Annotated in this window: 22 protein-coding genes; 15 read left to right on the top strand and 7 right to left on the bottom strand. The window is 61.4% G+C overall.

Annotation, left to right across the window (positions count from 1 at the left end; genetic code table 11):
* Window positions 1-46: 46 nt before the first annotated feature.
* From capB to JHW44_RS16290, 3 genes are all read left to right on the top strand, one after another.
* Window positions 47-1,795, top strand: coding sequence for a caprolactamase subunit beta (capB, locus tag JHW44_RS16300; RefSeq protein ID WP_089344405.1), 1,749 nt, complete (start codon window positions 47-49; stop codon window positions 1,793-1,795).
* Between the two features lie 75 nt (window positions 1,796-1,870).
* Window positions 1,871-3,997, top strand: coding sequence for a caprolactamase subunit alpha (gene capA, locus JHW44_RS16295; protein ID WP_089344404.1), 2,127 nt, complete (start codon window positions 1,871-1,873; stop codon window positions 3,995-3,997).
* 87 nt (window positions 3,998-4,084) lie between these two features.
* The gene (locus JHW44_RS16290) at window positions 4,085-5,431 is read left to right on the top strand and encodes a purine-cytosine permease family protein (protein WP_089344403.1); all 1,347 of its coding nucleotides are present in this window, start codon (window positions 4,085-4,087) and stop codon (window positions 5,429-5,431) included.
* 105 nt (window positions 5,432-5,536) lie between these two features.
* Here the strand turns inward: JHW44_RS16290 and JHW44_RS16285 are convergent, their stop codons facing one another.
* Window positions 5,537-6,292 carry an alpha/beta hydrolase gene (locus JHW44_RS16285; RefSeq protein ID WP_089344402.1) on the bottom strand — a complete coding sequence of 252 codons (756 nt, stop codon included), beginning with the start codon at window positions 6,290-6,292 and terminating at the stop codon, window positions 5,537-5,539.
* A gap of 116 nt (window positions 6,293-6,408) precedes the next feature.
* A complete protein-coding gene (locus JHW44_RS16280) occupies window positions 6,409-7,287 on the bottom strand; it encodes a LysR family transcriptional regulator (protein ID WP_089344401.1) in 879 nt (292 codons plus the stop codon).
* Window positions 7,288-7,431: 144 nt separating this feature from the next.
* Between JHW44_RS16280 and JHW44_RS16275 the strand changes: the two genes are divergently transcribed.
* From JHW44_RS16275 to JHW44_RS16255, 5 genes are all read left to right on the top strand, one after another.
* On the top strand, window positions 7,432-7,944 hold the full coding sequence (locus JHW44_RS16275; RefSeq protein WP_089344400.1) for a TRAP transporter small permease subunit: 513 nt from the start codon (window positions 7,432-7,434) through the stop codon (window positions 7,942-7,944).
* A complete protein-coding gene (locus tag JHW44_RS16270; protein WP_089344399.1) occupies window positions 7,941-9,251 on the top strand; it encodes a TRAP transporter large permease in 1,311 nt (436 codons plus the stop codon). The genes JHW44_RS16275 and JHW44_RS16270 overlap by 4 nt, the downstream gene beginning before the upstream one ends.
* 44 nt (window positions 9,252-9,295) lie before the next feature.
* On the top strand, window positions 9,296-10,414 hold the full coding sequence (locus JHW44_RS16265) for a C4-dicarboxylate TRAP transporter substrate-binding protein (protein ID WP_089344398.1): 1,119 nt from the start codon (window positions 9,296-9,298) through the stop codon (window positions 10,412-10,414).
* A 198-nt stretch (window positions 10,415-10,612) separates the two neighbouring features.
* Window positions 10,613-11,848 (top strand): putative DNA modification/repair radical SAM protein, encoded by a 1,236-nt coding sequence (locus tag JHW44_RS16260; protein ID WP_089344397.1) that lies wholly within the window; start codon window positions 10,613-10,615, stop codon window positions 11,846-11,848.
* Window positions 11,848-13,293, top strand: coding sequence for a UdgX family uracil-DNA binding protein (locus JHW44_RS16255; RefSeq protein WP_089344396.1), 1,446 nt, complete (start codon window positions 11,848-11,850; stop codon window positions 13,291-13,293). Before JHW44_RS16260 ends, JHW44_RS16255 begins: the two co-directional genes overlap by 1 nt.
* A 319-nt stretch (window positions 13,294-13,612) precedes the next feature.
* Here JHW44_RS16255 and JHW44_RS16250 read toward each other — a convergent pair whose 3' ends face one another.
* Window positions 13,613-15,052, bottom strand: coding sequence for a sulfatase-like hydrolase/transferase (locus JHW44_RS16250; RefSeq protein ID WP_089344395.1), 1,440 nt, complete (start codon window positions 15,050-15,052; stop codon window positions 13,613-13,615).
* Window positions 15,053-15,163: 111 nt separating this feature from the next.
* Between JHW44_RS16250 and JHW44_RS16245 the strand changes: the two genes are divergently transcribed.
* The 7 genes from JHW44_RS16245 to JHW44_RS16215 all read left to right on the top strand — a co-directional run bounded on the left by JHW44_RS16245 (window position 15,164) and on the right by JHW44_RS16215 (window position 21,226).
* The gene (locus tag JHW44_RS16245; protein ID WP_179217717.1) at window positions 15,164-16,141 is read left to right on the top strand and encodes a Bug family tripartite tricarboxylate transporter substrate binding protein; all 978 of its coding nucleotides are present in this window, start codon (window positions 15,164-15,166) and stop codon (window positions 16,139-16,141) included.
* 62 nt (window positions 16,142-16,203) lie between these two features.
* The gene (locus tag JHW44_RS16240; RefSeq protein WP_089344393.1) at window positions 16,204-16,689 is read left to right on the top strand and encodes a tripartite tricarboxylate transporter TctB family protein; all 486 of its coding nucleotides are present in this window, start codon (window positions 16,204-16,206) and stop codon (window positions 16,687-16,689) included.
* 2 nt (window positions 16,690-16,691) lie between these two features.
* A complete protein-coding gene (locus tag JHW44_RS16235) occupies window positions 16,692-18,164 on the top strand; it encodes a tripartite tricarboxylate transporter permease (protein WP_089344392.1) in 1,473 nt (490 codons plus the stop codon).
* Window positions 18,161-18,889 (top strand): FadR/GntR family transcriptional regulator, encoded by a 729-nt coding sequence (locus tag JHW44_RS16230; protein WP_089344391.1) that lies wholly within the window; start codon window positions 18,161-18,163, stop codon window positions 18,887-18,889. The genes JHW44_RS16235 and JHW44_RS16230 overlap by 4 nt, the downstream gene beginning before the upstream one ends.
* 12 nt (window positions 18,890-18,901) lie before the next feature.
* Complete coding sequence (locus JHW44_RS16225) at window positions 18,902-20,365, top strand: sulfatase family protein (protein ID WP_089344390.1); 1,464 nt, start codon at window positions 18,902-18,904, stop codon at window positions 20,363-20,365.
* A 380-nt stretch (window positions 20,366-20,745) separates the two neighbouring features.
* Window positions 20,746-20,952, top strand: coding sequence for a hypothetical protein (locus tag JHW44_RS16220; protein WP_143811457.1), 207 nt, complete (start codon window positions 20,746-20,748; stop codon window positions 20,950-20,952).
* Between the two features lie 67 nt (window positions 20,953-21,019).
* Window positions 21,020-21,226, top strand: a complete 207-nt coding sequence (locus JHW44_RS16215; RefSeq protein ID WP_089344388.1) for a hypothetical protein — start codon at window positions 21,020-21,022, stop codon at window positions 21,224-21,226.
* Window positions 21,227-21,306: 80 nt separating this feature from the next.
* On the opposite strand, the gene JHW44_RS16210 is transcribed toward JHW44_RS16215, so the two are convergent.
* Genes JHW44_RS16210 through JHW44_RS16195 form a run of 4 tightly spaced genes read right to left on the bottom strand, consistent with a single transcriptional unit; the run spans window position 21,307 to window position 25,078 of the window.
* A complete protein-coding gene (locus JHW44_RS16210) occupies window positions 21,307-22,428 on the bottom strand; it encodes a patatin-like phospholipase family protein (RefSeq protein ID WP_179217716.1) in 1,122 nt (373 codons plus the stop codon).
* A 16-nt stretch (window positions 22,429-22,444) separates the two neighbouring features.
* The gene (locus tag JHW44_RS16205) at window positions 22,445-24,190 is read right to left on the bottom strand and encodes an FAD-dependent oxidoreductase (protein WP_089344386.1); all 1,746 of its coding nucleotides are present in this window, start codon (window positions 24,188-24,190) and stop codon (window positions 22,445-22,447) included.
* On the bottom strand, window positions 24,187-24,864 hold the full coding sequence (locus JHW44_RS16200) for a ferric reductase-like transmembrane domain-containing protein (protein WP_179217715.1): 678 nt from the start codon (window positions 24,862-24,864) through the stop codon (window positions 24,187-24,189). The genes JHW44_RS16205 and JHW44_RS16200 overlap by 4 nt, the downstream gene beginning before the upstream one ends.
* Before the next feature lie 4 nt (window positions 24,865-24,868).
* Entirely contained in the window at window positions 24,869-25,078 is a 210-nt protein-coding gene (locus JHW44_RS16195) for an RNA polymerase alpha/RpoL/Rpb11 family protein (RefSeq protein ID WP_089344384.1), read from the bottom strand.
* Window positions 25,079-25,263 lie beyond the last annotated feature (185 nt).

Raw genomic sequence — 25,263 nt, 5'->3', positions numbered from 1 at the left:
CCCTGTCGTTGCGGCCGGCTGTTCCCAGACAGAGGACTGACAGGGAATGAACAAACGCAAGGTGGACCCGATCACGCTATCGGTGGTGCGAGGTGTTCTTGAAACCACGCAGCGCGAGATGACGCTGGCGCTTGAACAAACGGCGCGCAGTTCTGTCTTCAATCTGGCGCATGACTACTCGACCGCGCTTTTCAACCATACACCCGAGATGATCTTGCAGGGGCAGGATATCCCGATCCATCTGGGCAGCCTGATCCCGGCAATGAAATCGGTGGCGCAGTTCTTCGAAGGCGATATTCACGAGGGCGATCTGATCCTGCATAACGATCCGGCATACGGCGGGTCGCATATCATCGATACCTGCATGTATTATCCGGTGTTCTATCAGGGCGAGCTGGTGTTCTGGACGGTCTGCAAGGGTCATCTGACCGACATCGGCGGCCCGGTGCCCGCAGGCTATAACCCCAACGCCACCGAGATCTATGCCGAAGGGCTGCGCATTCCCCCGGTAAAGCTGTGGGATCGCGGCGTTCCGCGCCATGACGTGATGAACCTGCTGCTGACCAACATGCGCGCCCGTCGCGATCAGGAAGGCGATTTCAACGCCCTGATCGGAGCCTGCCAGGTTGGCGCGCGCAATCTGAAGAATCTGATGGACAAATATGGCAAGGATGTCGTGCAGGACTGTGTTGCCGAGCTGCTGGACATGGCCGAGGCCCATATGCGCAAGCTGATCTCGGAAGTGCCCGACGGCACCTATTCGGGCACGGCGATCCTTGAGGATGCCGGTCACGGACTGGGCGATTTCGAGATCACCGCGACCCTGACCGTCGCCGGTGACGGCTGCCATATCGCGATCTCGTCCCCGCCTCAGGTGCCCTATTTCATCAATTCCTACGAGGGCAACAGCTATTCGGGCGTCTATCTGGGCCTGATGATGTTCGCCCAGCTTCCGCCGCCCTATAATGAAGGGCTTTATCGCTGTGTGCAGACCGATATGGGGCCCAAGGGCACGCTGTGCAACGCGCAGTCGCCGGCACCGCATATGAACTGTACGACGACGCCGATGGAAACGCTGACCGATGCGGTGCGGCTGGCCTTCGAGCAAGCGGCACCGGCCAAGGTTTCGGCCAGTTGGGGCCACGCGAATGGCTGCAACATCGCCGGTTGGGACAAACGTCACAACGAGGAATATGTCACGATGGTTCTTGCTTCGATCATCTCGGGGGCGGGGGCCACGGCGACGCAGGATGGCTGGCATGCCTGCGGGCCGGAATGCTGTTTCGGCGCGCTGCATTCAGGCGATATCGAGATGCTCGAACACAGCTATCCGATCATTATTCACGAATACGGGCTGATGGAAGATTCCGGCGGCGCGGGACGACACCGCGGAGGATCGGGCACCCGTTGGGAGGTGGAACCGCTGGATTCGCCGATGACGCTGATCACCTTCGGGGAAGGACGGCGGATACCGGCGATGGGGGCGGCGGGCGCGCGCTCGGCGCTTGTCCAGCCCAAGGTCGGTCGGCTTGAAGTGACGCGGGACGGTGCAACCCAGGTCATCACCGACAATGTCATCGAAACGATCAATCCCGGTGAACGCGCTGCCAATATCAACCCCGGCGGCGGCGGCTATGGCAACCCGTTCGAGCGCGATGTCGGATGTGTCGTTCAGGACGTGAAGAACGGTCTCGTCAGCCTTGAGGGCGCCCGTCAGGATTACGGCGTCGTCATTTCGGACCGCGAGACACTGGCCGTCGATGACGAGGCAACGCGCGTGTTGCGTTCGGCCTGACCGCCGGTGGCATTGGCCACCAACCGCCCGGCCCGCAGGCCGGGCCTGGAAACCCTCTATTCGCAGGACTGACTCATGCAAAATCAATATCGTCTTGGCATCGATGCCGGCGGCACGTTTACCGATTTCATCCTTGCCGACCGCAATGGCGGCGTGCGCATCTTCAAGACACTTTCGACGCCGCAGGACCCGACGCTTGCCATCCGCAACGGCCTTGCGCTGATCGAGGAGGAAACCGCAATCCCTCCGCACGAGATCGTCTCGAACGCTGATCTGTGCATCAACGGGACCACTGTCGGCCTCAACGCCCTGATCCAGCACAAGGGCGCGCGCACCGGCCTTATCGCCACAAGGGGCCACGAAGACAGCATCGAGATCCGCCTTGGACACAAGGAAGACGGCTACCGTTACGATCCCGACTACCCGCCCGCGACAATGCTGGTGCCGCGCTACTTGCGCCACGGTGTGAGAGAGCGCGTCCTGTCAACGGGTGCTGTCCACACGCCGTTGAACGAGGAGGATGTGCGCGAGGCCTGCCGTCATTTCATTGCCGAAGGCGTCGAGTCGGTCGCGATCTCCTTCGTCTGGTCGGTGCTGCATCCCGAACATGAGGAGCGCGCCGCGGAAATCGTGCGCGAGATGATGCCCGGTATCCGGCTGACCATCGGCAGCCAGATATATCCGCAGGTGCGTGAATACACGCGAACCTCTACCGCCATCGTCAATGCCTATCTGTCGCCGATCCTGTCGAGCTATGTCGAGAAGGTCGATGGCTATTTCCAGTCGCTGGGTGCTCGCGCGCCGGTGCGCTATTTCCAGTCGAATGGCGGATTGGCGCTTGGCCGCGTGGTCTCGGACCAGTCGGTCTATGCGATCAATTCGGGGCCGGCTTCGGCTCCGCAAGCCGCGCTGTATCTGGGTTCGCCATGGGACATGAAGGACATCATCACCGTCGATATGGGCGGCACCTCCTTCGATATCACCCTGACCCATGACGGACGGGCAAATGTGTCGAAGAATATCGACTTCCTGCGCTACCGGATCGGGATTCCGATGATCCAGGTCGAGACATTGGGCGCGGGCGGCGGTTCGATCGGCTGGATCGATTCCATGGGGCTGATGCAGATGGGGCCGCAATCTGCAGGTTCGCAGCCCGGCCCGGCCTGCTATGATCTGGGGGGGCAACAGCCGACCACGACAGACGCGAACCTTGTGCTGGGCTATCTCAATCCCGCCGGGCTGGTCGGCGGGCGTCTGCCCCTGAATGTCGAGAAGGCCCGCACCGCGATCGAGACGCATCTGGCCAAACCCCTTGGCATCAGTGTCGAGAAGGCCGCCTATGGCATGTTTACGATCGTCAACAACAACATGGTCAATGCGATCCGGCGTGTCTCGGTTGAACGCGGCTATGATCCGCGCGACTTCGTGCTGAACTGCGCGGGCGGGGCGACGTCGGCACATATCACGGCGCTGGCGCGCGAGATGGGGATCCGCAAGATCCTGATCTCCAAGCTTGCCTCGGGGCTTTGCGCCTTCGGGCAGATCATCTCGGACGTGAAATACAATTACATGGCTCCGGCGCCGGTACGCCTTGAGGGGGCCGAGGCAGCGGCGCGTCTGAATACGCTCTTCGAGGGGCTGGAGGAACGCGGCCGCGCGGATCTGGCGGAGGACGGTTTCACCCCCGAGCGGATCGGCGTGCGGCGCGCGCTGGACATGCGCTATGTCGGGCAGGTGCATGAATGCACCGTTGATGTCGATCCTTTCACCGTTACCGAGGCCGCGCTTGAACAGCTCAAGGCCGCCTTCCACGCCCGCCATGAGGAGCTTTATACCTATTCCGAGCCGAACAGCTCGGTCGAGGTGGTGAATGTCGAAAGCGCGCTGACTGGTGCGCTGGACAAGCCTGCAAGGATGCAGATCGCGCCGGGCAAGGGCGCGCATGCAGCCCTCAGTGGCACGCGCGAGATGATCTTCAGCGCCGATGGCACGCGACAAGACGCGCCGGTCTATGATGGCGCGGCTCTGGGCGCGGGGGACCGGATCTCGGGGCCGGCGGTGATCCAGGAGGTCACGACGACAATCGTGATCGAACCCGGCTGGCATGCCGAGCTTGATGCGACAGGTGTCTATGTCCTGACCCAGCAACCCGCGGTCAGTGCAACTGCGGCCCGCGCGGTCGCGGATACAGTGGACGCCTGAACTGCATCAAGGGGGCGGGGCCTGCGATCCCCGCCCAAACGACTTCCAGATCAGAAAACAAGATCCAGAATCAACAGGGAGACAAGAATGGCTGGAAACATGGAAGCCACGGAGAATCTGGAATTCTCCGACCGCCCCGTCCCGCATGATCAGCGCATGGGGCGCCTGCCGCTGACGATGGCGTGGTGGTCGGTCTGCTCGGCGATGTTCTATCTCGTCGTTGCGGCCTCGCTGGCGCTGGCCTATGGCTCGCGCAATGCGATCATCGGGCTTTTGCTGTCGGTCATCGCATATGGCGCGGTCAACGCAGTGCTGTCGCGCCACTCGATCCGCAGCGGGCTGAGCGTGTCGCTCTTCTCGCGCATTCTTCTGGGGCGCGCGGGGGCGGCGGTCGCCACGCTGATCTTCTTTGCCACGGCGATCTATTACGCCGTCTTCGAGGGTTCGGTGATCGCGCTGGCACTTCAGGAATATGCCGGGCTCTCTTACCCCATCGCGGCGGCGATCGTGGTGGTCTATTCGGTCGCGCTGATCTTCGGCTCGATCCAGAACTGGCTCGACAAGTTCAACGGCGTGCTGCTGCCTTTTTACCTTATCGGGCTTTTCGCGGCGATCGGACTTGCGGTGGCCGAATACGGCTATTCCGGCGCCTGGCTTGAGCTTGGCCCCGAAGGCGGCCCAACCGCCACCGGCTGGTGGGACTGTTTCGTCGCCTATATGGGAATCTGGGTGCTGATGATGTATACCTATGATTACGCGCGCTTTGGCCGCGTGGAAGACATCAGCTATCACTCCAGATTCAATTTCGGCGCACCTTTCTATGCGGTCGCCTTCCTGCTGAACGGGCTTGCGGGCATCTTCCTTGCCGCCAGCCTGCCGACCGAGGGCGGCGTGACCGAAGTGTCGGTGGTCTTCGCGCTGATCAAGCTGATGGGGCTGGCGGGCCTGATTTTCGTCTGGATTTCGCAGACCCGGATCAACACGGCGAACTATTACCTCGCCGCGGTGAACATGGAGAGCTTTGCCGAGACCGCCTTCCGGCTGCGCCTGCCGCGCTTCCTCTGGGCTTGCGTGGTCGGTGTGGTTGTTTATCTGCTGATGCTGGCCGATGTCTTTGCCTATATCCTTCAGGCGCTGGCGTGGCAGGGCATTTTTGTCGTCGCCTGGGTATCGTTGGCACTGACCCATATCCTGACAGAGTCCAGCAATGGCAGCAGCTATGATGAAGCCTGTTCAAGCCTGTCCCGGACGCCGAATGTCAACAGTGCTGGCATGGGAGCGTGGTTCCTGGCTGCCGGGACCGGCCTTGTTCTGCATGTCTTCGGGGGCAGTTTGGCATCCTTTTCTGCGCCTGCGACATTCATCGTCGCCGCTTTCGCCTACCATGTCCTGCGTGCACGGATGAGGGTGAACAGCCCGGTGAGCAATACATGACAGTTGCGCCGCGGCCCAAAAGGCCGCGGTCTTCTCTGCCATGGGCGCGGCAACCGGATCGAGTTCATGTTTCGCAGGCCGTTGTGGCGGTTCAGGCGCTGAGCCTCAAACCGCGCAGGGTTTAGCGTCGATGAACGCAGCGGTCTTCTGCACGATAAGATCGCGGTCATGATCCAGCGTTGCGACGTGAAACGACCTCTCCAGCCAGTGCAGCGAGACCTCGGCGGACCCGACGTCACGCATGATGCGCAGCCCGTTTTCGGGCGCAACGACATGATCGGTCCGTGACTGAAAGATCAATACAGGCTGTGTCAGCCTAGGCAGCATCGCGCCCGTCGCACAGGTCAGAACGAACCGTTCGTGCATGGTGGCAAAAGGGATTTCGTCATAGCAGATCTCGCGCCGGTCAGGATGGCAGATATCGGACCCGATCCCGCGTTGGAACCTGTCGGGCTGGTCGCAGAACAGATTGTCGACCTGATCCGGCCGATAGAGACCCGTCGAGCCATTGATGGTCACGACCCGATCCACCTGATCGGCAAAGCGAATTGCCAGATTGAGCGCAATCGTTCCGCCAAGCGACAAACCTCCGACAACGATCCTGTCACAATCCCCGCGCAACCGGGCAAGCGCGGATTCTGCCGAGGCCAGCCAGGCCCGATAACCCGTCTGTGCCAATGCTTCGGGGGTTTTGCCATGCCCGGCAAGCAGGGGAACACTGAGGGTCGCCCCCGTGGCTTCATGCAGGGCACGACCGACATGGGCGACGCTTTGCGGGGTGCTTGTGAACCCGTGAAGCAGCAGCACGCCCGTGCGGGACCCCTTCAGGTAAAAGGGGGTGGGATCGGAATCGTAATCCATCGTGTCTCACTCTGGCATCTGGCTTTGACCCCGCCATAAGACGCCATGAATGCGGCCACGCTCAAATAGGCTTGTGTGATCGGGTGATCGCAAAATTGGATCACCGCCGTTTCCCCCTATGTCGGAAAGCTTTCCCGGAAGGCCTGAAGCAACTTGGTATCGACGACTTTGCTCCATGCCATCGCGATGGTCAGCGTGGGACTCCAGCCCGGCACCGGCAGGATCTTGAGGGCGGCGGGAAGGCTGTCTGCGGCGCTGATCGGGTAGAATGTAAATCCACGACCTTCCGCGACGCGTTGAAAGATCACCTGAACGTCCCAGGCTTCATCGACGATCACCGGATCGAGATTCGCATGATCGAAGGCGGCATCAAGCAGGGCGCGATACGAACGCCAGTTTTCCCGGACCCCCATGACAAAGGCCCCCTCGCGCAGGATGTCGAGCGACATGCTGTCGATGGTACGGGGAACGACGACGCCGATCTGCGTGGACCAGATCGGCTGCTGCGCGACCTCGGGGTCATCCACGCTGTTGTGGGACAAGAGAAATCCGATATCGATTTCGCCCGTCTTCAGATTGCGCATCATGGCATCCGTCGACATGACATGCATTTCGACCTGACATCCCGGATGCCGCTGGTGAAAGCTGTCCAGCCCGGCGGAAATCTGCGATGACGAGGCCAGGGCGGAATAGCCCACAATGATATGCCCCCGCGCGCCAAGGGCGTTTTGGCGAGACGCGCGGATGGTGCGTTCGAATGTGGCAAGGGTCAGGCGGGCATCGTCAAGGAAAACGCGCCCCTCGGCGGTAATTTCGAACATGCCTGCCTTGCGCAGGAAGATCGCGAATCCAAGATCCGTTTCCGTATCCTGAACCGTCTTGCTGATCGCAGGTTGCGCGATGTTCAATGCCTCTGCAGCGGCGCGGAAACCGCCTGCATCCGCGACGGCGATGGTGTAACGCAGATGGCGAATGCCGATGCGTGTTGGCCCCATGAGACTCTCCTTCTTGTCTGTCAGGCCGATAACGATCTGCGATCACCCGATCAAGCTTTGCTATTTGCAATAGGGCAAGCCGGTAAGGAATGCTGTGCCGATGCGCAGATGATCGCGGCAGAGTGACCGGCGCAAGGAGGATTTATGGATAGAGCATTTCGCAAACTGACCCATGGACTCATGCTTGTGGGTGGCTTGGGAATTATCGTGATGATGGTCAACATTACGTTGGACGTTGTCCTGAAGGTGTTCTGGAATGCTCCGATTCAGGGCACGGTTGAAATCTCGTCATATTATTACATGGTCGCGATCGTCATGCTGCCAATGGCCATGGTCGAGTATGACGACGAACAGATCAGTGTGGATCTTCTGTTCAACCATTTTCCCGAATGGCTCAAGCGCATCAGCTTGCTGCTGACCTTCATGGCGACCGCAGGGATATTGTCGGTGATGACCTGGCGCACCGGTCTTGATGCCGTGCGGGCCTTCAAGGTCGGCGAGGTTGTCATGGGCAGCCGGGAAATCATCGTCTGGCCGGCGCGCTGCATGCTTCCGCTTGGCTTCGGGCTGGCGGCTGTCGCGGCTGTGCTGCGCGCGGTCATGCTGCTGCAAGGCAAACCTGTCACGAAAATACATGAAACGGATTCCGCAGCATGAGCATGTTGACCATCGGTTGGATTGGCGTTGGCGGCCTATTCGCACTTCTTGCCCTGCGCATGTCCATCGGCATCGCCCTGATGATCGTCTCTTTCGTCGGTATCTCGGCCATGCTGAACACGACCGCGGCATTCGGCATTGTCAGCGCGCTTCCGTTCAGCTTTATCGGCGATTGGTCCCTGACCGCGATCCCGATGTTTCTGCTGATGGGGTTCATCGCCGCGAATACCGGGCTGACCACCGGAGCCTTCGATCTGTTGAAGATGCTGCTGGCGCGGGTTCCCGGCGGCTTGGCCTCGGCCAGTGTCGGGGCTTGCGGGCTGTTCGCGGCGGCCTCGGGGTCCAGCATTGCGACGACCGCCGCCATGTCACGTATCGCCGTGCCCGAGATGCTGCGCGCCAGATATCATCCCTCGCTGGCGACGGGCGTCGTGGCCGCATCGGGGACGCTTGGCTCGTTGATCCCGCCTTCGATCCTGATGGTGCTTTACGGGATCTTCACCGAGCAATCCATCGGTCAGCTCTTTATCGCGGGCTTCGTGCCCGGCGTGATTTCCGCGCTGATCTACATGGCAATGATCACCGTCCGCTGCACCATAAAGCCCGAACTCGCGCCGCGCAGCACCGAGGTTTTCGACCGGCAGCGTTTCATCAGCCTGCTGTGGTCGGTCTGGCCGTTTCCGGTTCTGATCATGGGCGTCCTGGGCGGTATCTTCGGGGGCTATTTCACGCCGACCGAGGCGGGCGGAATGGGCGCAACCCTTGCCTTCCTGATCGCGATCATGCGCCGCAAGCTGACATGGGATGCGACGCGTTCGGCAATTCGGCAGACGGTTGTCGCCACATCGTCGATCTTTTTCCTGTCGATCGGGGCGATCATGTTCACCCGTTTCATGGGCTTGTCGGGTGTGCCTCGTTCGCTGACCGATGCGATGCTGTCGGTCTCTGACAACAAGATCGTGATCATACTGATGGTGGCAGGCCTGTTCGTCATCCTTGGCATGGTGATCGATTCCATCGGCCTGATGCTGCTGACTTTGCCCATTCTGCTGCCGGTTCTGGAAGCCGCGGATATCAACCTGATCTGGTTCGGCATCATCACCATCAAGCTGCTTGAAATCGGGCTGGTGACGCCGCCTGTCGGTCTCAACCTCTATGTCCTGCACAGTGCGCTGTCAGGCAAGGTCAAGCTGAAAGACATCATTTCGGGCACGACCTGGTTCATCGCGATGGACCTGCTGACCCTTGTTCTGCTGATCGCATTTCCCGCGCTCAGCCTCTTTCTGCCGGCCCTGATGGCCGGATGACGCAAACCACCAATTGACATTCCGATGGGAGGAAACCTGTGAACATGACGTCGATACTTGGATCTGCGGCGCTTGCGATGGCAATGATGACCACCGCCGCGACTGCCGACAGTTATAATGCAAACCATTTCTTTGCCGAACGCCATTCAATGGTCCGCGGCCCCTATGTCGAATTTGCGAAGAAGGTCGCAGAAGAGACGAATGGGGAAATCGAGTTCACGGTTTTCTCGGCCGGATCGCTGCTGCCGCCCGCATCTTCCCTGCAAGGGGTGCGCGACGGGGTTGCCCAGGTCACCTATCATGCCGGAACCTATACCCCGTCCGAGCTGCCGATCGACAATCTCATCGGCAACATGGCCTTTTACAACACCGATCCGCTGGTCATGGCCTTTGCCTCGACCGAATTCGGACTGACCAATCCTGCCCAACAGGCCGAGTGGAAGGCCAATGGCGTGGTCTATGGCGGCGGCTATTCGACCTCGCAATATTTCATGCAGTGCAACACACCGATCCGCACGCTGGAAGACATCAAGGGCAAACGCCTGCGCATGGCGGGCGGTGCCTGGTCGCGCTTTGCAGAACATGTCGGCGCGGTTCCGGTTTCGATGCCATCAAGCGAGATGTATACGGGGCTGGACGCGGGCTCGCTGGATTGTGCCGTGGCAGCGGCAGACGCGCTGGACAGCTTCAGCCTCAAGGATGTCGTCACCGACATGAACACCCTTGAGATTGGCAATTATTACGCAGGCTTCGAATGGGGTTATAACGTCGCCTTCTGGCAGTCGATCTCGCCCGAAAACCGCCGCGTGCTGTTCAATCAAATGGCCTATTACCTGGCCGAGCACCGCGTCGAGTTCGACAAGGATGTCACCAAGGCCGTCCAATCTGCGCAAGAGAACGGGATGACCGTCGTAGACCCGGACGCCTCTCTGCAAGAAGCGCTGGCCGAGTTTGTGATTGCCGATGAAGCCACGCTGATCGCCAATGCGAAAGAGCGCGGGATTGAAGATCCGGAAGCGATCCTCACCTCTTTCAAGGCGCTGGTTGATAAATGGGACGGCCTGCTTGCCGATGTGGACACGACCGATGTCGATGCGCTTGCGCAGCTTGCACGCTCGGAAATCTATGACCGGCTGGATGAGACCACATACGGCGTATACTGAACCCGGATCGGGTCTTGAAATGCCAGATGGAGGCGGCCTTCGGGCCGCCTTCTTGCATTCTGCCCTCTCGGTCTGGCGTTCATCCAGCCTTTATTCGTGGTGCCGGTCCGTTCGGGCGATGGGCAGATGGATCACTTTATCGGAACTTGATCAAACCAGATTGATGACAAGGGTGAATTTAGAACATATGTAGAACATATGGCAAAGCAAACTCTTGATCAGAAACTGGCGATTCTCAGTGATGCGGCGAAATATGATGCGTCCTGCGCATCCTCGGGGTCGACCAGGCGGGACTCTCGGGACGGCAAGGGTCTGGGATCGAACGCGGGCAGCGGCATTTGTCATGCCTACGCGCCGGATGGCCGCTGTATCAGTCTGCTGAAAATCCTGATGACGAATTTCTGCATCTATGATTGCAGCTATTGCATCAACCGGGTGTCATCGAACGTGTCCCGCGCGCGTTTCAGCGTGGATGAGGTGGTCAGCCTGACCGTCGAATTCTATCGTCGCAACTATATCGAAGGGTTGTTCCTGTCCTCTGGCGTGATCCGGTCCCCCGACGCAACCATGTCCGATATGGTGCGGATCGCCCGAAAACTGCGCCATGAAGAGAATTTTCGTGGCTATATCCACCTGAAAACCATCCCCGATGCCGCCCCCGAGCTGATCGCCGAAGCCGGGCTGCTGGCCGACCGTCTGTCGATCAATGTCGAACTGCCCACCGATGCGGCCGTGCAGAGATTTGCGCCCGAGAAAAAGCCCGAACAGATCCGCAAGGCAATGGCGGATTTCCGGTTGCGAAAGGACGCGGGCAAAGAGAAATCCTTTACCGGAAAGCGGCTCCCTCGGTTTGCTCCGGCAGGCCAATCCACGCAGATGATCATTGGCGCGGATGGCTCAAATGATGCCACGGTCCTGGGGCAATCGACGCGGCTCTATTCCAGCTACAAACTGAAACGGGTGTATTATTCGGCCTTTTCGCCCATTCCCGACAGTTCCTCCAAGCTGCCTCTGATCCGGCCGCCGCTGCAACGTGAACACAGGCTTTATCAGGCCGACTGGCTGCTGCGCTTTTACGACTTTCAGCTGGATGAGATCACCTCGGTGACCTTGGACGGCAATCTTGATCTTGAGATCGATCCCAAGCTTGCATGGGCGTTGGCCCATCGAGAGGTTTTCCCGATGGATGTGAACCGGGCCAGCCGAGAAATGTTGCTGCGGGTGCCGGGGTTCGGGGTCAGGACCGTCAATCGCATCCTGTCGACCCGGCGCTATCGGGCGCTGCGCTATGAGGATCTGTTGCGCATGGGGGCTTCGATGAAAAAGTCCCGCGCATTCATAACGGCGGGCGGATGGTCCCCCGGCAGTCTGACCGACAGCGCCAATCTGCGGGCGCGGTTCACCCCGCCGCCGCGGCAATTGACGCTGTTCTGATGCAGCGGGCGGTCATTCCTGCCATCGGCGCCGCAACCCATTGGCGCAATGCCGCGCGCCGGTTTCTGGCGGCGGGCGTGCCGCCAGATCAGATCATCTGGGGCGATGTGGCCTTGGCACCCGATCTTTTCGGCACCGACGTCACGGCATCTGCACAGGGCAGGCCATCGGTTCCGCGCAGCTTTGTCTCGATGGCGCAGACGGTGGTCTGGCATAAGGATCCTGAACGTTTCGCGCGGTTGTATGGGTTCTTGTGGCGGCTGAAGGACGCGCCACAGTTGATGGCGGATCGCGCCGATGCTGACCTGTCCCGATTGCGTGCAATGGAAAAAAACGTGCGGCGCTGCCAGCACAAGATGAAAGCCTTTGTCAGATTCCGCGACATCGGCGCGGCCGATGACGCCCGTCGTTCCTTTGCCGCGTGGTTCGAGCCGACACATCACAGCGTCGAACCCACGGCGGATTTCTTTGTGCGTCGGTTCGCAGACATGGATTGGCGCATCCTGACACCCGATGTGTCGGCGATATTTGAAAACGGTCAGCTGACGTTTCAGGAAGGTCACAAGAAACCGGATCTGCCAGATGACGCAGGCGAGCAGCTTTGGGTTACCTATTTCCGCAACATCTTCAATCCGGCCCGCCTGAAGGTGAAGGCAATGCAATCGGAGATGCCAAGGAAATACTGGAAGAACCTGCCCGAGGCCGCATCCATCCCTGATCTGATCGCCCAGGCGCCCGCGCGGGCGCGCGAGATGGCAGAGGCGGCACCGTCACTGCCGCCCGCGCGTATGGGGCAGGTTCAGGCCGGATTGGCCGAATGGCGGTCTGCATGGGATGGCTCTGGCGATGCCTTGCCCGCCGCGATTGCCGCCTGCACCCGCTGCCCGCTGCACCGGAATGCGACTCAGGCGGTTCCTGGCGAAGGGCCGGGTGATGCCGACCTGATGATCGTCGGCGAACAGCCCGGCGATCTGGAGGATCTCGGCGGCAAGCCCCTTGTCGGACCGGCGGGGCAGATATTTGACGAGATCGCGGCCATTGCCGGGCTTGACCGGCAGCAGGCCTATGTCACCAATGCGGTCAAGCATTTCAAATTTGTCCCGCGCGGCAAGCGGCGTCTGCATCAGCGCCCCGATATGTCAGAGATCCACCATTGCCGCTGGTGGCTGGACGCAGAGATCGCTCGGGTCAAACCGAAGCTGATCCTTGCCATGGGTGCCACGGCGGCAGAATCCCTGACCGGCAAGCGCGATGGCATCCTGTCACGACGAGGTGGGATAGAGCGCACGATATCCGGTTTGCCAGTCCTGATCACCCTGCACCCGGCCTATCTGCTGCGTCTGCGCGATCCGCAGGCCGCGGCGCAGGGGCGGGCATTGTTTCAGGGTGATCTGGAAAAGGCGGTCGCGCTGATGTCGGATGCACGGGACCAAGGTGAGCACTGAACGGGTCTTTCCTTCCAAACCACCAAATCCTCTCCATAGAAATGAAGATCCGGGTCCCGTCGCTGTCGTGGTGCGCGAAAGGTGCGGTTCCGCCGCCTTCAAGCCCGGACAGATCGTCCCGTTTCATCCAGAGCGACGGACCGTTCAGCAGGCGCCCGAAATTGCCAAGCTGCTGAAAAGCGGTCGGCAATTGCGTCAGCGGGAACCCCGGCGGCGGGGCATGGCTATTGCGATGGCAGGGCGGTCGTGACCTGTGTGACCGCGCGCCGAGGCGATAGGGCAATCCTGCGATCAGTTGCTGCCCTTTCACAGGAAGGTTTCACTCATAGCGGTTACGCGCCTTGTCGGGGTCGATCCAGCGATATGGTTCCGCCGGATGCGTGACCTTCACCCAGTCGCGGATCACGGCGATGCGTTCGGCCTTGCACCTTTGCACCCGCGCCAACCGAGCCGGATCCCAGCCTGCCAATAGGTCACGGGACAGTTCCAGCAGGGTGTCACAATGGTCGGGACTGTCGGCAAGATCGCCGGTTTCGTCGGGGTCGGCCTGCATGTCGAACAGCATCGGGGCCTGCCCGTCGAACCAGGTGATCTTCCAGCGGCCCTTGCGCAGCATGCGGTGACGTTGCGGCGGCAAGGCAATGTTCATCAGCCCGCCATAATAGCTGCTGAAAGAAATCTGGGGCGATCCGTCTGAGCGCAGATCATGCCCGCAATGTCCCGGCAATGCCGCGCCTGCCATCGCAAGAATGGTTGCCGAAAGATCCATGAGATTTGCAACGCGCCGATCGGTCACGCCGGGTTCAAAGCCGGGGCCGCGCATGATCAGCGGCACCTTGGCGCTTTCATCATACATCGTGCTTTTCCACCAAAGCCCGCGTTCCCCCAGCGCCTCTCCGTGATCGGAAGCATAGATGGACAGCGTGTTGTTGCGCCCGGCCACCCGATCAAGGACTTTTCCCGACAGCCGGTCGACCATCCGGACCAGCCCGTAATAGGCCGCGCGGCTGGCCGCGACCGCTGTGGCGCTGACCTCGTCGGTCTTGCCTGCGCTGCGCCATGCGGCAATGGCCGGGTGTTCGACCCGTGGTGCAGCCAAGCGGGGCGGGGGAAGGCGATCCGCAAATTGATCGAAATCCTCGCGCCGCGCGATATAGGGCGGATGCGGACAAAACAGCGAGATCAGGCAGAAATAGGGGCGTCCCGTCTGTTCGCGCTGGCGGATCAACTGGTCCAATGTCTTGATCGCCTGTTCGATCACCGCCTGATCATAGGCTTGATAAGAGGTCTCTCCCGGCCCTGAATGTTCCAGCTCTGGTCCGCGATTGCCCCGGCCTCTGGTCAATGGGCCGATATCGGGCGGAGCTGCGCCGGGCCAGCTGGCACCGATATCACCAATGGGGCGGTTGAAGCCATGGGTCTGATCGGGACCATAGAAATGCATCCGTCCGACAAGCTGGCAGTCATATCCCGCCGCCCCGAGCGCATGGGCAAGCGTCGGGATGTCCGATGGCAGATAGTCGTCATTGCCAAGCACGCCCGAGACATGCGGCTCCAGCCCGGACAGGAACGCCATCCGCGACGGCACGCAAAGCGGAGAGGGGCAGTAGCAGTTGTCAAACCGCGTGCCCTCACCGGCCAGGGCGTCCAGCGAAGGCGTGTGCGCGAAGGGATCGCCCGCGCAGCCAAGAATGCGTGCCGCATGCTGGTCGGTCATGATCATGACGATATCGGGGCGGGTGCTGTTTTCTGCTGTCATCGAGTTTTTTTCATGGCCTTTGAAAATTGGACTGTACAAAGTATTTAATTAATCCATATTGGTTGGACCGATTTTTCGCAAGAGCGTTCAATCGCAATGGGAGGGAAAGAAATGTCCAAGATTGCAATGCCCGGCGTCAGCCGCCGGGTCTTTACCATCGGTGCAGGCGTCGCCCTGGCGGGAGGAGTGCTTTCCGGCGGTCAGGCGATGGCGCAGACATTCCCGTCGCGCCCGATCAAGATCTGCGTGCCTTTCAAGCCGGGTGGTCGGACCGATCTGGTGGCGCGGATGCTGGCCGAGAAGATCAAGGAAAACGACTGGCTGCCACAGCCGATCGCCATCGTGAATGCGGATGGCGGGGCAGGTGCCAATGCCGTCAACATGATGAAACGCGACCCCGCCGATGGCCACACCATCCTGCATTGGCAGCACCAGTTGCTGATCGCCATCGCGATGGAACTGGGGAATTTCTCGCTCGACCAGTTCAAATCGATTGGCTACACCGGCGGCGGCAGCCCGATCTGGGCGGTGCATGAGGACAGCCCCTATCAGACGCTGGACGAGCTGATTGCCTATCTCAAGGACAATCCGCGCGGCCTGGTCGAGGCCGTAGGCATCGGAACCATTCCCCATTTCGTCGGTGCGATGCTGGCACAGTCGGCGGGTTTTGAAACGCGCTATGTCACCGCCAATTCCGGGTCTGACCGGCTGCGCCTGATCCTTGGCGGCAATGCCGATATCGCGCTGTTCGCCGCGTCGGAATATCTGTCACAGGGCGAAAACCTGCGTCCGCTGGTCTATTTCGGGACCGAGCGCCTGGCGCAGATGCCCGATGTCCCCACGGCGACCGAGCTTGGCTATGACGTGACATGGGCCAATCCGAACTGGTGGCTGGCCCCCGCCGACACGCCTGACGAACATGTCGCGGCGATCGGCGCGGCGCTGGAAAAGGCAATCGCTGACCCCGAAATCGTCCAGTATTTCGAGGAAAACACGCTGGAAGCCTATTGGGTGAATGGCGAGGATTCCATGGCCGATGCCCGTCAGACGCTGGAGCAACTGAAGTCGATCGCAGCCACCATCGGCTGAATGCTGGCACATTCCGGGCGGGCAGGCCGCCGGACCCGGATCACCTATGGGGAGGGGCGGATATGACGCCTGACAACTGGCGCATCACCGGAGACATGGCGCTGGCCGTGGTCTGCCTGATCGGCGCGTTGCTTTTATTCATTGGCGCGGCGGATCTGCCGCCCCCCCGGTTCGAGCCGCTGGGATCGGCAGCCATGCCGCGCATCCTGGGATCGGGTCTGACCATTTGTGCGCTGATCATCGCGGCAAAGGCGCTGCTGTCCCTGCGCCATCGGCCTGCCGAGGCCTCCGCGATGGCAAAACCGGTCAGCGACACCCGTCGCAGCCGGTCGGTGCTGACCTTTGTGGCGCTGGTTCTCTATGTGGCCGCGCTTGATCTGCTGCGGCTGCCATTCTGGATCGCCAGCAGCGCCTTTCTTGGCGCGATCGGGCTGATCCTGACCGGCCTCAATCTGCGCGCAGGCCTGTTCTATGCATTGCTGGGCGCGGGGCTTGGGGCAGTGCTGGCCTGGGTTTTCCAGAACTTTCTCTATATCGCGATCGGCTGAAAATGATTGACGCTTTCCACGTTCTTTTCGACTGGCATCTGCTGATGCTTCTGGTGCTGGGCACCGGGCTTGGCATTGTCATCGGTGCCATTCCGGGGCTGACCGCAACCATGCTGATCGCGCTGACCCTGCCGCTGACCTTTCACATGGAGCCTGTCGCCGCGATCACCTTGCTGATCGGAGAATATGTCGGCGGCATTTCGGGCGGGTTGATCACGGCGATCCTGCTGCGCATGCCCGGCACGCCAGCCTCGATTGTCACGACTTTTGACGGCTATCCCATGGCCCGGTCGGGGCGCGCCGAACGTGCGATTGCCCTGGGGATCATGGCCTCGGTGGCGGGTGGACTGGTGTCCTGGATGTTCCTGGCCGGAATGTCGCCTGCCCTGGCGCGTTTCGCGTTACAGTTCGGGCCGTGGGAATATTTCACGCTTGTGCTGATGGCTCTGGTGATGCTGGCGGCCTTGACGCAGGGGTCTTTGGTCAAGGGGCTTCTGGCGGCGGTGCTGGGCATGGCCTTCGCGCTGCCCGGAATCGACAATTCGGTGGGCCGCGCCCGGCTGACATTCGATACCGACTTTCTGCTGTCCGGCTTTGGCCTGTTGCCGGTGCTGATCGGGGCCTTCGCGATCTCTCAGATCCTGCGGGACGCGGCGGCGCCACCATTGAAGAAGATCGAGGTGCCAAAGGGGCGTCTGCCGATCCACATGCGTGACCTTCGCACCCATGGGCCGAACATGCTGCGGTCATCGCTGATCGGAACATGGGTCGGGCTGCTGCCGGGCATTGGCGGCAATATCGCGGCGCTTGTCAGCTATACCACCAGCAAGCAATTGTCGCGTGACCCCGCGAAATTCGGCACCGGCCATGAACCCGGGATCGTGGCGGGGGAAACGGCCAATAATGCGGCCATCGGGGGTGCCCTGATCCCGCTGATCACCATGGGCATTCCCGGCTCCGTGACCGAGGCGATCCTGATCGGGGCGCTGACCATCCATCAGCTGCAACCTGGCCCATTGCTGTTCCAGAACTCGCCCGAGATCGCCTATGGCATCATTGCGGCCTATTTCCTGGCCAATATCGTCATGCTGGTCCTGATGTGGGGCGCGGTGCGCTGGATCGCGCAACTGGTCCGCATCCCCAAGGCCGGGTTGCTGGGTGTGATCCTGATGTTTTGCGTGCTGGGCTCCTATGCCGCGAATTCCAGCTTCAACGATGTCTGGGTGATGATCGGCTTTGGCCTTGTCGGACTGGGACTCGAGGCGGTTCGTGTGCCGCTTGGGCCTTTCGTGATCGGCTTTGTCCTGTCGCCCATCGCCGAAGAGCAGCTTCGCGCCTCGCTGATGCTGTCCGATGGGGACTGGCTGGCCTTGTTCGACCGTCCCTGGGCGATCCTGTTTCTGATCCTGTCCCTTGCCACTCTGGCCTGGCCGCCTATGGCTGCACGTCTGTCCGCAAGAAGGAGACAAATATGAGCATTCTGGACCTTCCCGGCGGTGGCCGCCGTTACCTGCAGGTCGCGCAGCATCTGGCCGATCAGATCACCCAAGGCACCTACAAGGCGGGTGAGCGTCTGCCCCCCGAGCGCGAGCTGTCCCAGCAGCTTGATGTCAGCCGCACCACCATACGCGAGGCCCTGCTGGCGCTGGAGATCATGCGCTTCATCGAAATTCGCGTTGGCGCAGGGGTCTTTGTCCTGGGTGAACACCTGCGGGATACCGATGGCGGTCAGCTTGCCGTCAAGGGCGAAACCGGGCCCTATGAGGTGCTAGAGGCCCGCCGCCTGATCGAAGGGCAATCCGCCTATCTGGCCGCAACCCGCGCCACCGAAGCCCAGATCGAAGAGATGGCGGCCATCGTCAAGCGGATGGAAGGGGCGATCCACAATGTTCCGGCCTTCGACGCCGCGGATGCCGAATTTCACGCGCTGATCGCGGCAGCCTCGGGCAATAGCGTGATCGAGGCCTATGCGGTTCATCTGTGGTGGATGCGCAATTCGGCCCTGTGGTCGCGCTGGTACGACCAGACCCGCAACCCGGAAAACCGTCGCCGGACGATCGATGACCACCAGCGCATTTTCCGCGCTTTGCAGAACCGCAGGCCCGAAGCCGCCAGAACCGCGATGCAGTTGCATATCGACGTTCTGACCGACCGGTTGATGGAACTGCAGCTTTCTCCGCCCGATGCCAAGCAAATCTGAAGGACTATACCCATGAACACGCCCGACAACCGGCCGGATATCGTTGTCATCATCACCGACCAGCAGCGCTATGACACCATCCGTGCCCTGGGGTCTGACCATATGGACACGCCAAACCTTGATCGGCTGGTTGATCGGGGCGTGACCTTTACCCAATGCCATGTCACCGCCCCGTCTTGCGTGCCCTGCCGGGCCAGCCTGTTCACGGGCTATTATCCGCATACCAATGGCGTTTATGCCAATGGGCAGCCGTGGAGCCGGACATGGGTCGATGATCTGCGTCGCTCGGGCTATCGGACCGTCAGTATCGGCAAGATGCACACGATCCCCTATGACGCGAAGGCGGGTTTTGACGAACGCTATGTGGTTGAAAACAAGGACCGCTATATGGAGGGGCGCTGGTTCTTCGATGAATGGGACAAGGCGCTTGGCACCCATGGGCTGAAGAAGCAGCAGCGCGAAACCTATCGCCTGCTGGACGATTACCGCGACCGTCTTGGTGCCTTCACATGGGATCTGCCCGCCGCGCTGCATTCAGACAATTTCGTTGGCGGCGTCACCAAATGGTGGCTGGAGAGCAAACCGGTGGTCGAGCCGCTGTTTCTGGTCGTCGGCTTCCCCGGCCCGCATCCGCCCTATGACCCGACCCCGGACATCGCCGAGAAATACATGGGGCGCGACCTGCCTCTGCCCGATCCGACGGCGGCGGAACTCGACGGGTTGCATCCGGTCTGGAAGGAAAAGCGTCACCATGATGTCGAGGTCGATCACGACTCTGTCTCATGGAAGCTGGACCCGACCCGGGACGAAATGCATCGCCAGCGCGCCTATTACTATGCGAATGTCGAAATGATCGACACACAGGTTGGCCGGATTCTGGATACATTGGAAGAACGCGGACGGCTGGACAATACCATTATCGTCTTCACTTCGGACCACGGAGACAATCTGGGCGATCACGGGCTCAGCCAGAAATGGGCGCCCTATGATCAGATCACGCGCGTTCCCCTGATCATCTCTGCGCCGGAACGCTTTGCGGGCGGGCGGCAGGTTGATGAGCTGGTGCAACTGTTCGACCTTGGGCCGACGATCCTTGAATGGGCGGGGATCACGCCCGATGCGACGCTAGAGGCTGAAACGCTGAATCCGGCGCTGGAAGACAAACCCTTTGCGGGCCGAGATGCGGTCTTTTGCGAACAGGGCGGCGACGTCAATATGACCGGGGCCGAGTTGCTGACCATGATCCGGACCCGGACACATAAGCTGGTTCTTTTTCAGGGGCAGGCCGAAGGCCAGTTGTTCGATCTGGAGGCGGACCCGGGCGAGACCAGGAATCTCTGGGCGGACGATGCCTGTCAGCAGATGAAATCCCGGCTCAGGGAACGAATGCTTGATTGGCATATTGACAGTGCATGGAAGACGCGAGACGCCCGCCGGCTGATCGTGTCGCCTTCCGACGCCGAAAGTCTGCAGTAAGGGCAGCGGGGCGGGCGAAAGGCTGCGGCCCGCCCCGCAATCGCCGGGTCATTGCAGTCGGGGCAGCCGTTCTTGCGTTGTCACGCAACAGGGCAGGACGGAACCATCCGCTGCATGCTCCATGCATATTTGCTGCAAATTTGCTCCTCAAAGCTGCGCCAGAATACTGGTCTCAAGGCTGTTCAAGGCCAGAAGAGGAGAAAGCAGTGTTTCCCGAAATCAAGAAGCAGACAGGCAGAATTCCTTCGACATCGAACAGCGGTTCGAGGCGCGCTCGCGCAGGCAAGACCCGTTGGTCCCTGAAGTTCCTTGCCGTGTTGACGGCATTGGAGTTTTCCTCTGTGGCGACCTCATGCGTTCACGCGCAGGGGGCACATCCGATGGATTCGGTGGCCCAGGCATTGGATCTGGACCCGTCACAATTGCAAGCCTGTCTGGGCGAGCCGCCTGCCCCCGGTGAAAAACCGTCCGAGGCAGAACATGCCGCATTGATTGACTGTCTGCAGCATCAGAATCCCGAGCTGACGGCCGATCAGATCGATGCGGCCATGGGGCAGATGCGCAAGGGGCCGCCCCCCAAGGGGTGAACCGGCATCTGGCAGATGACCCGCGGCCCCGGCTGCGGGTCATGATCACATCAAGAGGATTAACAACATGTGTCGCAAATATCTGGCGATCATGGTCGCCGCGGCAACGCTGCTTGGCCCGCTGTCATCTCATGCGCAGCAAGTTCCGGCACCTGTGCCGGCACTGCAACCCGCGCCGGTGGCCACGCCGCATCCCCGCGGGATCGGGATCGAGATCCTGGTGCCGATTGCGCTGGTCGTGCTGGTTGCCGGTGCACTGGCCCATCGTCGCTGACCTGACCTGATCCGAAACGACCCCGCATGGTTTGCTTCATGCGGGGTCTCTTGCGTGCGCGGCCGGGCTTCAGGGCTATCTCATGCCGCCCACAGCCTGTCTTGCAGCGCCCTGTCGTGCCCCTGTTTGAACAGCGCCCGCATGTAGCTGCTGGAAAAGCGGTCATCGGGGTCATAGACGATGTCGGGATCGGGCGCGACGCTGGCGACCGAAAAGCCCAGCCGCTGCCGCCTGGCCAGCATCCGCGCCGCATTGACCGAGCTGGCGGCGCTGGCGCGCACCATCGTCGTCAAGGCCTGCTGGGCGATGCCAAGCGCCGAATGCGCCGCCCTCTGCCGCGCGGGCTGCAGAGTGTTGTTGATCAGCAGATAGGCATGACCGCCGCTGCCCTTGCGCGGGGGCAGATCGAAGGCAGCATCGGGCGCGGCCAGAAACTGCATATGCACGCCACCATCGACATGGGTTTCCTCTTGTGCGGCCTTGCCGCGCCCGACCTTCAGCGTCACGGCGGGAAACATCCCCGGCAATGCGCTGGAGGCGCGGATGACGGCGCGAAACAGGTTGTGCCATCCCGCCTGCGCGATTTCGCCCATGTTCCAGATCACCGCCTGCGAGGTTTCCAGATGCGAGGTGACAACGAACAGCCGCGCGCCAGCCCGATGTCTTGCGGCGATCCGTTCGATCAGCGCGGGGGGCGTATAGGCCTTGATCATCCTGACCAGCGGCGTCGTATCGTAAAGCGCGCCATTCTTCAGCAGGGTCGTGCCGTTGAAGCGCATGATGTCGCGCGCATCGATGGTGTTGAACATGGCCGACAGGACCGGGTCATGGCTTGCCCCCAGAAAGGCGAAGGGCGCGATGAGGGCACCGCTGGACACGCCGGTGACGATATCGAAGCGGGGCCGGTCGCCATGTTCCGACCAGCCACATAGCGCGCCGGCCCCGAAGGCTCCGTCCTCGGCCCCGCCGGACAGCGCCAGAAGTTGCGGATCATGCTGCAGAACCGCCAGATCCAGATGCCGGGCCCATTGCGCGGCATCGGCATCCGAGGTCAGCCTGAAGCGGACAAGCGGATCCGCCGCGCCGGGCTGGACGGCGAATGCCGGGGTCGTGGCGGGTTGGGCACAGGCGGCAAATGAGGCCACCGCCAGCCCTGCCAGCATGGCGCGACGCCTGATCGGTTTGCCCGGGACAGCGGTCATGCGCGGCACCTGCATGTCATGACTGTGTGGCCCAGGTTTCAAACGGCTGTTTCTCAAGCTGCATGCTGCCATCGGCACCGCGATAAATATTGATCCAGGCGCGCCAGTTCCTGTCATCGGGCTCGGGGTAATCCAGCCGGTAATGGCTGCACCGGCTTTCCGTCCGCATCATCGAGGCGCGCAGTTTCATTTCCGCGCTCAGGATCATGTTGCGGGTCTCATGCGCCAGACGCAATTCATGCATGTTTGCCGCGCGCAGCATCGGGGCGTGGTGATCTCGCAGTTCCTCGATATAGGCCAGGGCCGCCTGCATCATCGTGGCCTTCTTGATATACAGGACGAAATTCGGGATCATGATGCCTTGCAGGGTCTGGGTGACCCAGGCCGGGCCATAGCCCGCCTCGCGTCTGAGTGGCGCAAGCACATCGGTCTTGATCGCCTCCATCCGTGCCTTCGAAACCACCGGATCGGGCAGGGTGGCTGCCTCGGCCGCCGCTGCCGCCCCCGCAATCGCGCCCTGCACGGCCGAGCCCGCGAGGGATGAGCCGATCTGGGTGTAGATCCCGCCCGCCATATGGCTGCCAAGCGCATCGCCAGCCGCGTAAAGGCCGGGCACGGTGCTGAGACCGGTTTCGTTCACCGGCACCAGCCCTTCGGATTTGTGGATGGCCATTCCCGCCGAGGCCCCGCCCATGGTCGAGCCGACGTGAAATCCCGGCGGCGGGGGGCCACCCGGCCCGCCGCCGCGACCCGGAGGTGCCCCCGGAGGGCCGTCACCATCCGCGCCGGGCGGCGGACCGCCCTCCCGGTGCTGGAATTCTTCCGGGATTTGCGGGCCACCGGCAATCAATGTCGCGTCTTCCACGGGAGGAGAGCCGGGGCCGCCCTGAACGGGGTTGCCGCCCATATAGGCCTGATAGTTGATATCGACACCCAGGTCGTGATGCACCTCGACACCATTGGTTCCGGGCACCCGTTCGAACATGTCGCCCCAGTTGTCAAAACAGGCCGCCGGGTTCACCGAGCGCGTGCCATGGCCGTCGTTCCATTCCTTGCCCGTGACCTTGGCGCCGATCTCGTAACCCATGATCGTGCCGTCGTGGGTCAGGTCACAGACCGGGAAGCCACTGGGCTTGAAGCCGCCTGCGCCGGTGCACAGCACCACCGTTCTGGCGCGAAGCGTCACCGTTTCCTCGCGATCGAGGCGAAAGCCCGCAGCCCCGGCGACGCGCCCGTCCTCCTTGACAAGATGGGTGATCATCACCCGTTCAAGCAAGGGAATGTCGCGTTCCTCGATGGGCTTCATGAAGGGGCGGTTGGCCAGCACCTGATCGAAGAAACCCCATTGCTTCAGTTCCGCCGCGCGCTGAGCCGAGTTTTCCGCCAGTTGCCGCGTGAAGACCGTGTTCGCGGTGCCAAGGGCCGACCGCTGCACCTTGGCGACGAATTCGTCGATGGTCAGCTCTTCGGTTGCGGGATCGAAGGTGAAGAAACCCTTGGCGAAGGGCGTCAGCCCCGATGAACCAAGCCGCCCCTTCGAAACGATCATCGTGCGCGCCCCGGCGTCATGGGCCTTGACGGCCGCGAACAGCCCCGCCATGCCGCCGCCGATCACCAGCACATCGGTGGTGTAATCGCTGTTGGTGACCGTGCCGGGATCGAATTCGACCTTGTTCTGTGCCCATGCCACGGCGGCGCCAAGTGCGGCGATACCGGCCCCGCCAAGGGCAAGAAACTGACGACGATTTGGGGTGTCGGTCATGATTGCACTCCGTCCGAAAGGGTTTGCGCAAGCGGGGCCCTGGGCAGTGCGGACCAGTAAAGTCGTGCAAGCAGGCCAAAGCCGATGACGATCAGGGTCAGGAAATATGCGGTCATCGCGCTGTGGATGTGGCGGCCCAGATCAATCGCATGCCAGACGGCCACGGCCGTGAAGACGACTGCCAGTCCGCCATGAAAATAGCGCCAGCCCCGGTAGCGTGTGGCAAATCGCCCAAGCATCCGCATGCGGAAATAGGCGGTCACGCCAAGGACGATCATCAGGATCCAGGCGGCCAGCCCCAGCAGGATACCCAGATTGTCGAAACTGGTGATCATCGTCCAGAACGCATCCAGCGGCTTCACCCCGCCTTCGAAATAGCGGGGCAGGACAATCAGAAAGGGATGCAGCGCGATGACGGTGATGGCCCCATAGGCGATGGACTTATGCACCCTCTGCACGGTGATCGGTTTGAACAGCCCCATCAGCATGGTGTTTGTCCGCGCCAGGAAGAACTGGCCGATCATGAAGCCGAAGGACAGGAAGGTCGCGATGGACAGGCATTCCTTCAACAGCGACCGGCGCGGCGCACCACCCAGCGCATAAAACAGCATCGGCAGGCCGACAAGAATGGCCAGACCGGCAAGAATGGCAAGGAAACGGGCAGCGGGTTTCATGGCATTACCCCCAGGGCGTGATGACGGGGATGGATTTCTCGGGGGCCATTTCGATGGCATCGACGGGGCAATACATCCGGCAGAGGTGGCAGATCTGGCAATCGGCGGGATAGGTGATCACCGCCCGGCCATTTTCCATGCGCAGCACGTCGCAGGGGCATGACTTCACGCATTCCTCGCAGCCGATGCAGCCATTGATGCTCTTGATGGTCATGGGTGTGATCCGCCTTCTTCGGTCCGAATGTCGCTTGTGGGTGGCAATCTGGCGGATGAATGTGGAGCGATTGGGTAGCCGGGCAGAAATTTTGCGGTTGTGGCCACGATTTGGGCTGTTTGCGCGACAATGCCTTGCCCGCCCGCATTTCCTGCAGGCTTTGCGCGCGTGAAATTCGCCTTGCA

The organism is Paracoccus seriniphilus (assembly GCF_028553745.1).
Taxonomy (GTDB): Bacteria; Pseudomonadota; Alphaproteobacteria; order Rhodobacterales; family Rhodobacteraceae; genus Paracoccus; species Paracoccus seriniphilus.
Note: the sequence above shows the minus strand (reverse complement) of the source record. Positions and strands in the feature narration are given on the sequence as shown.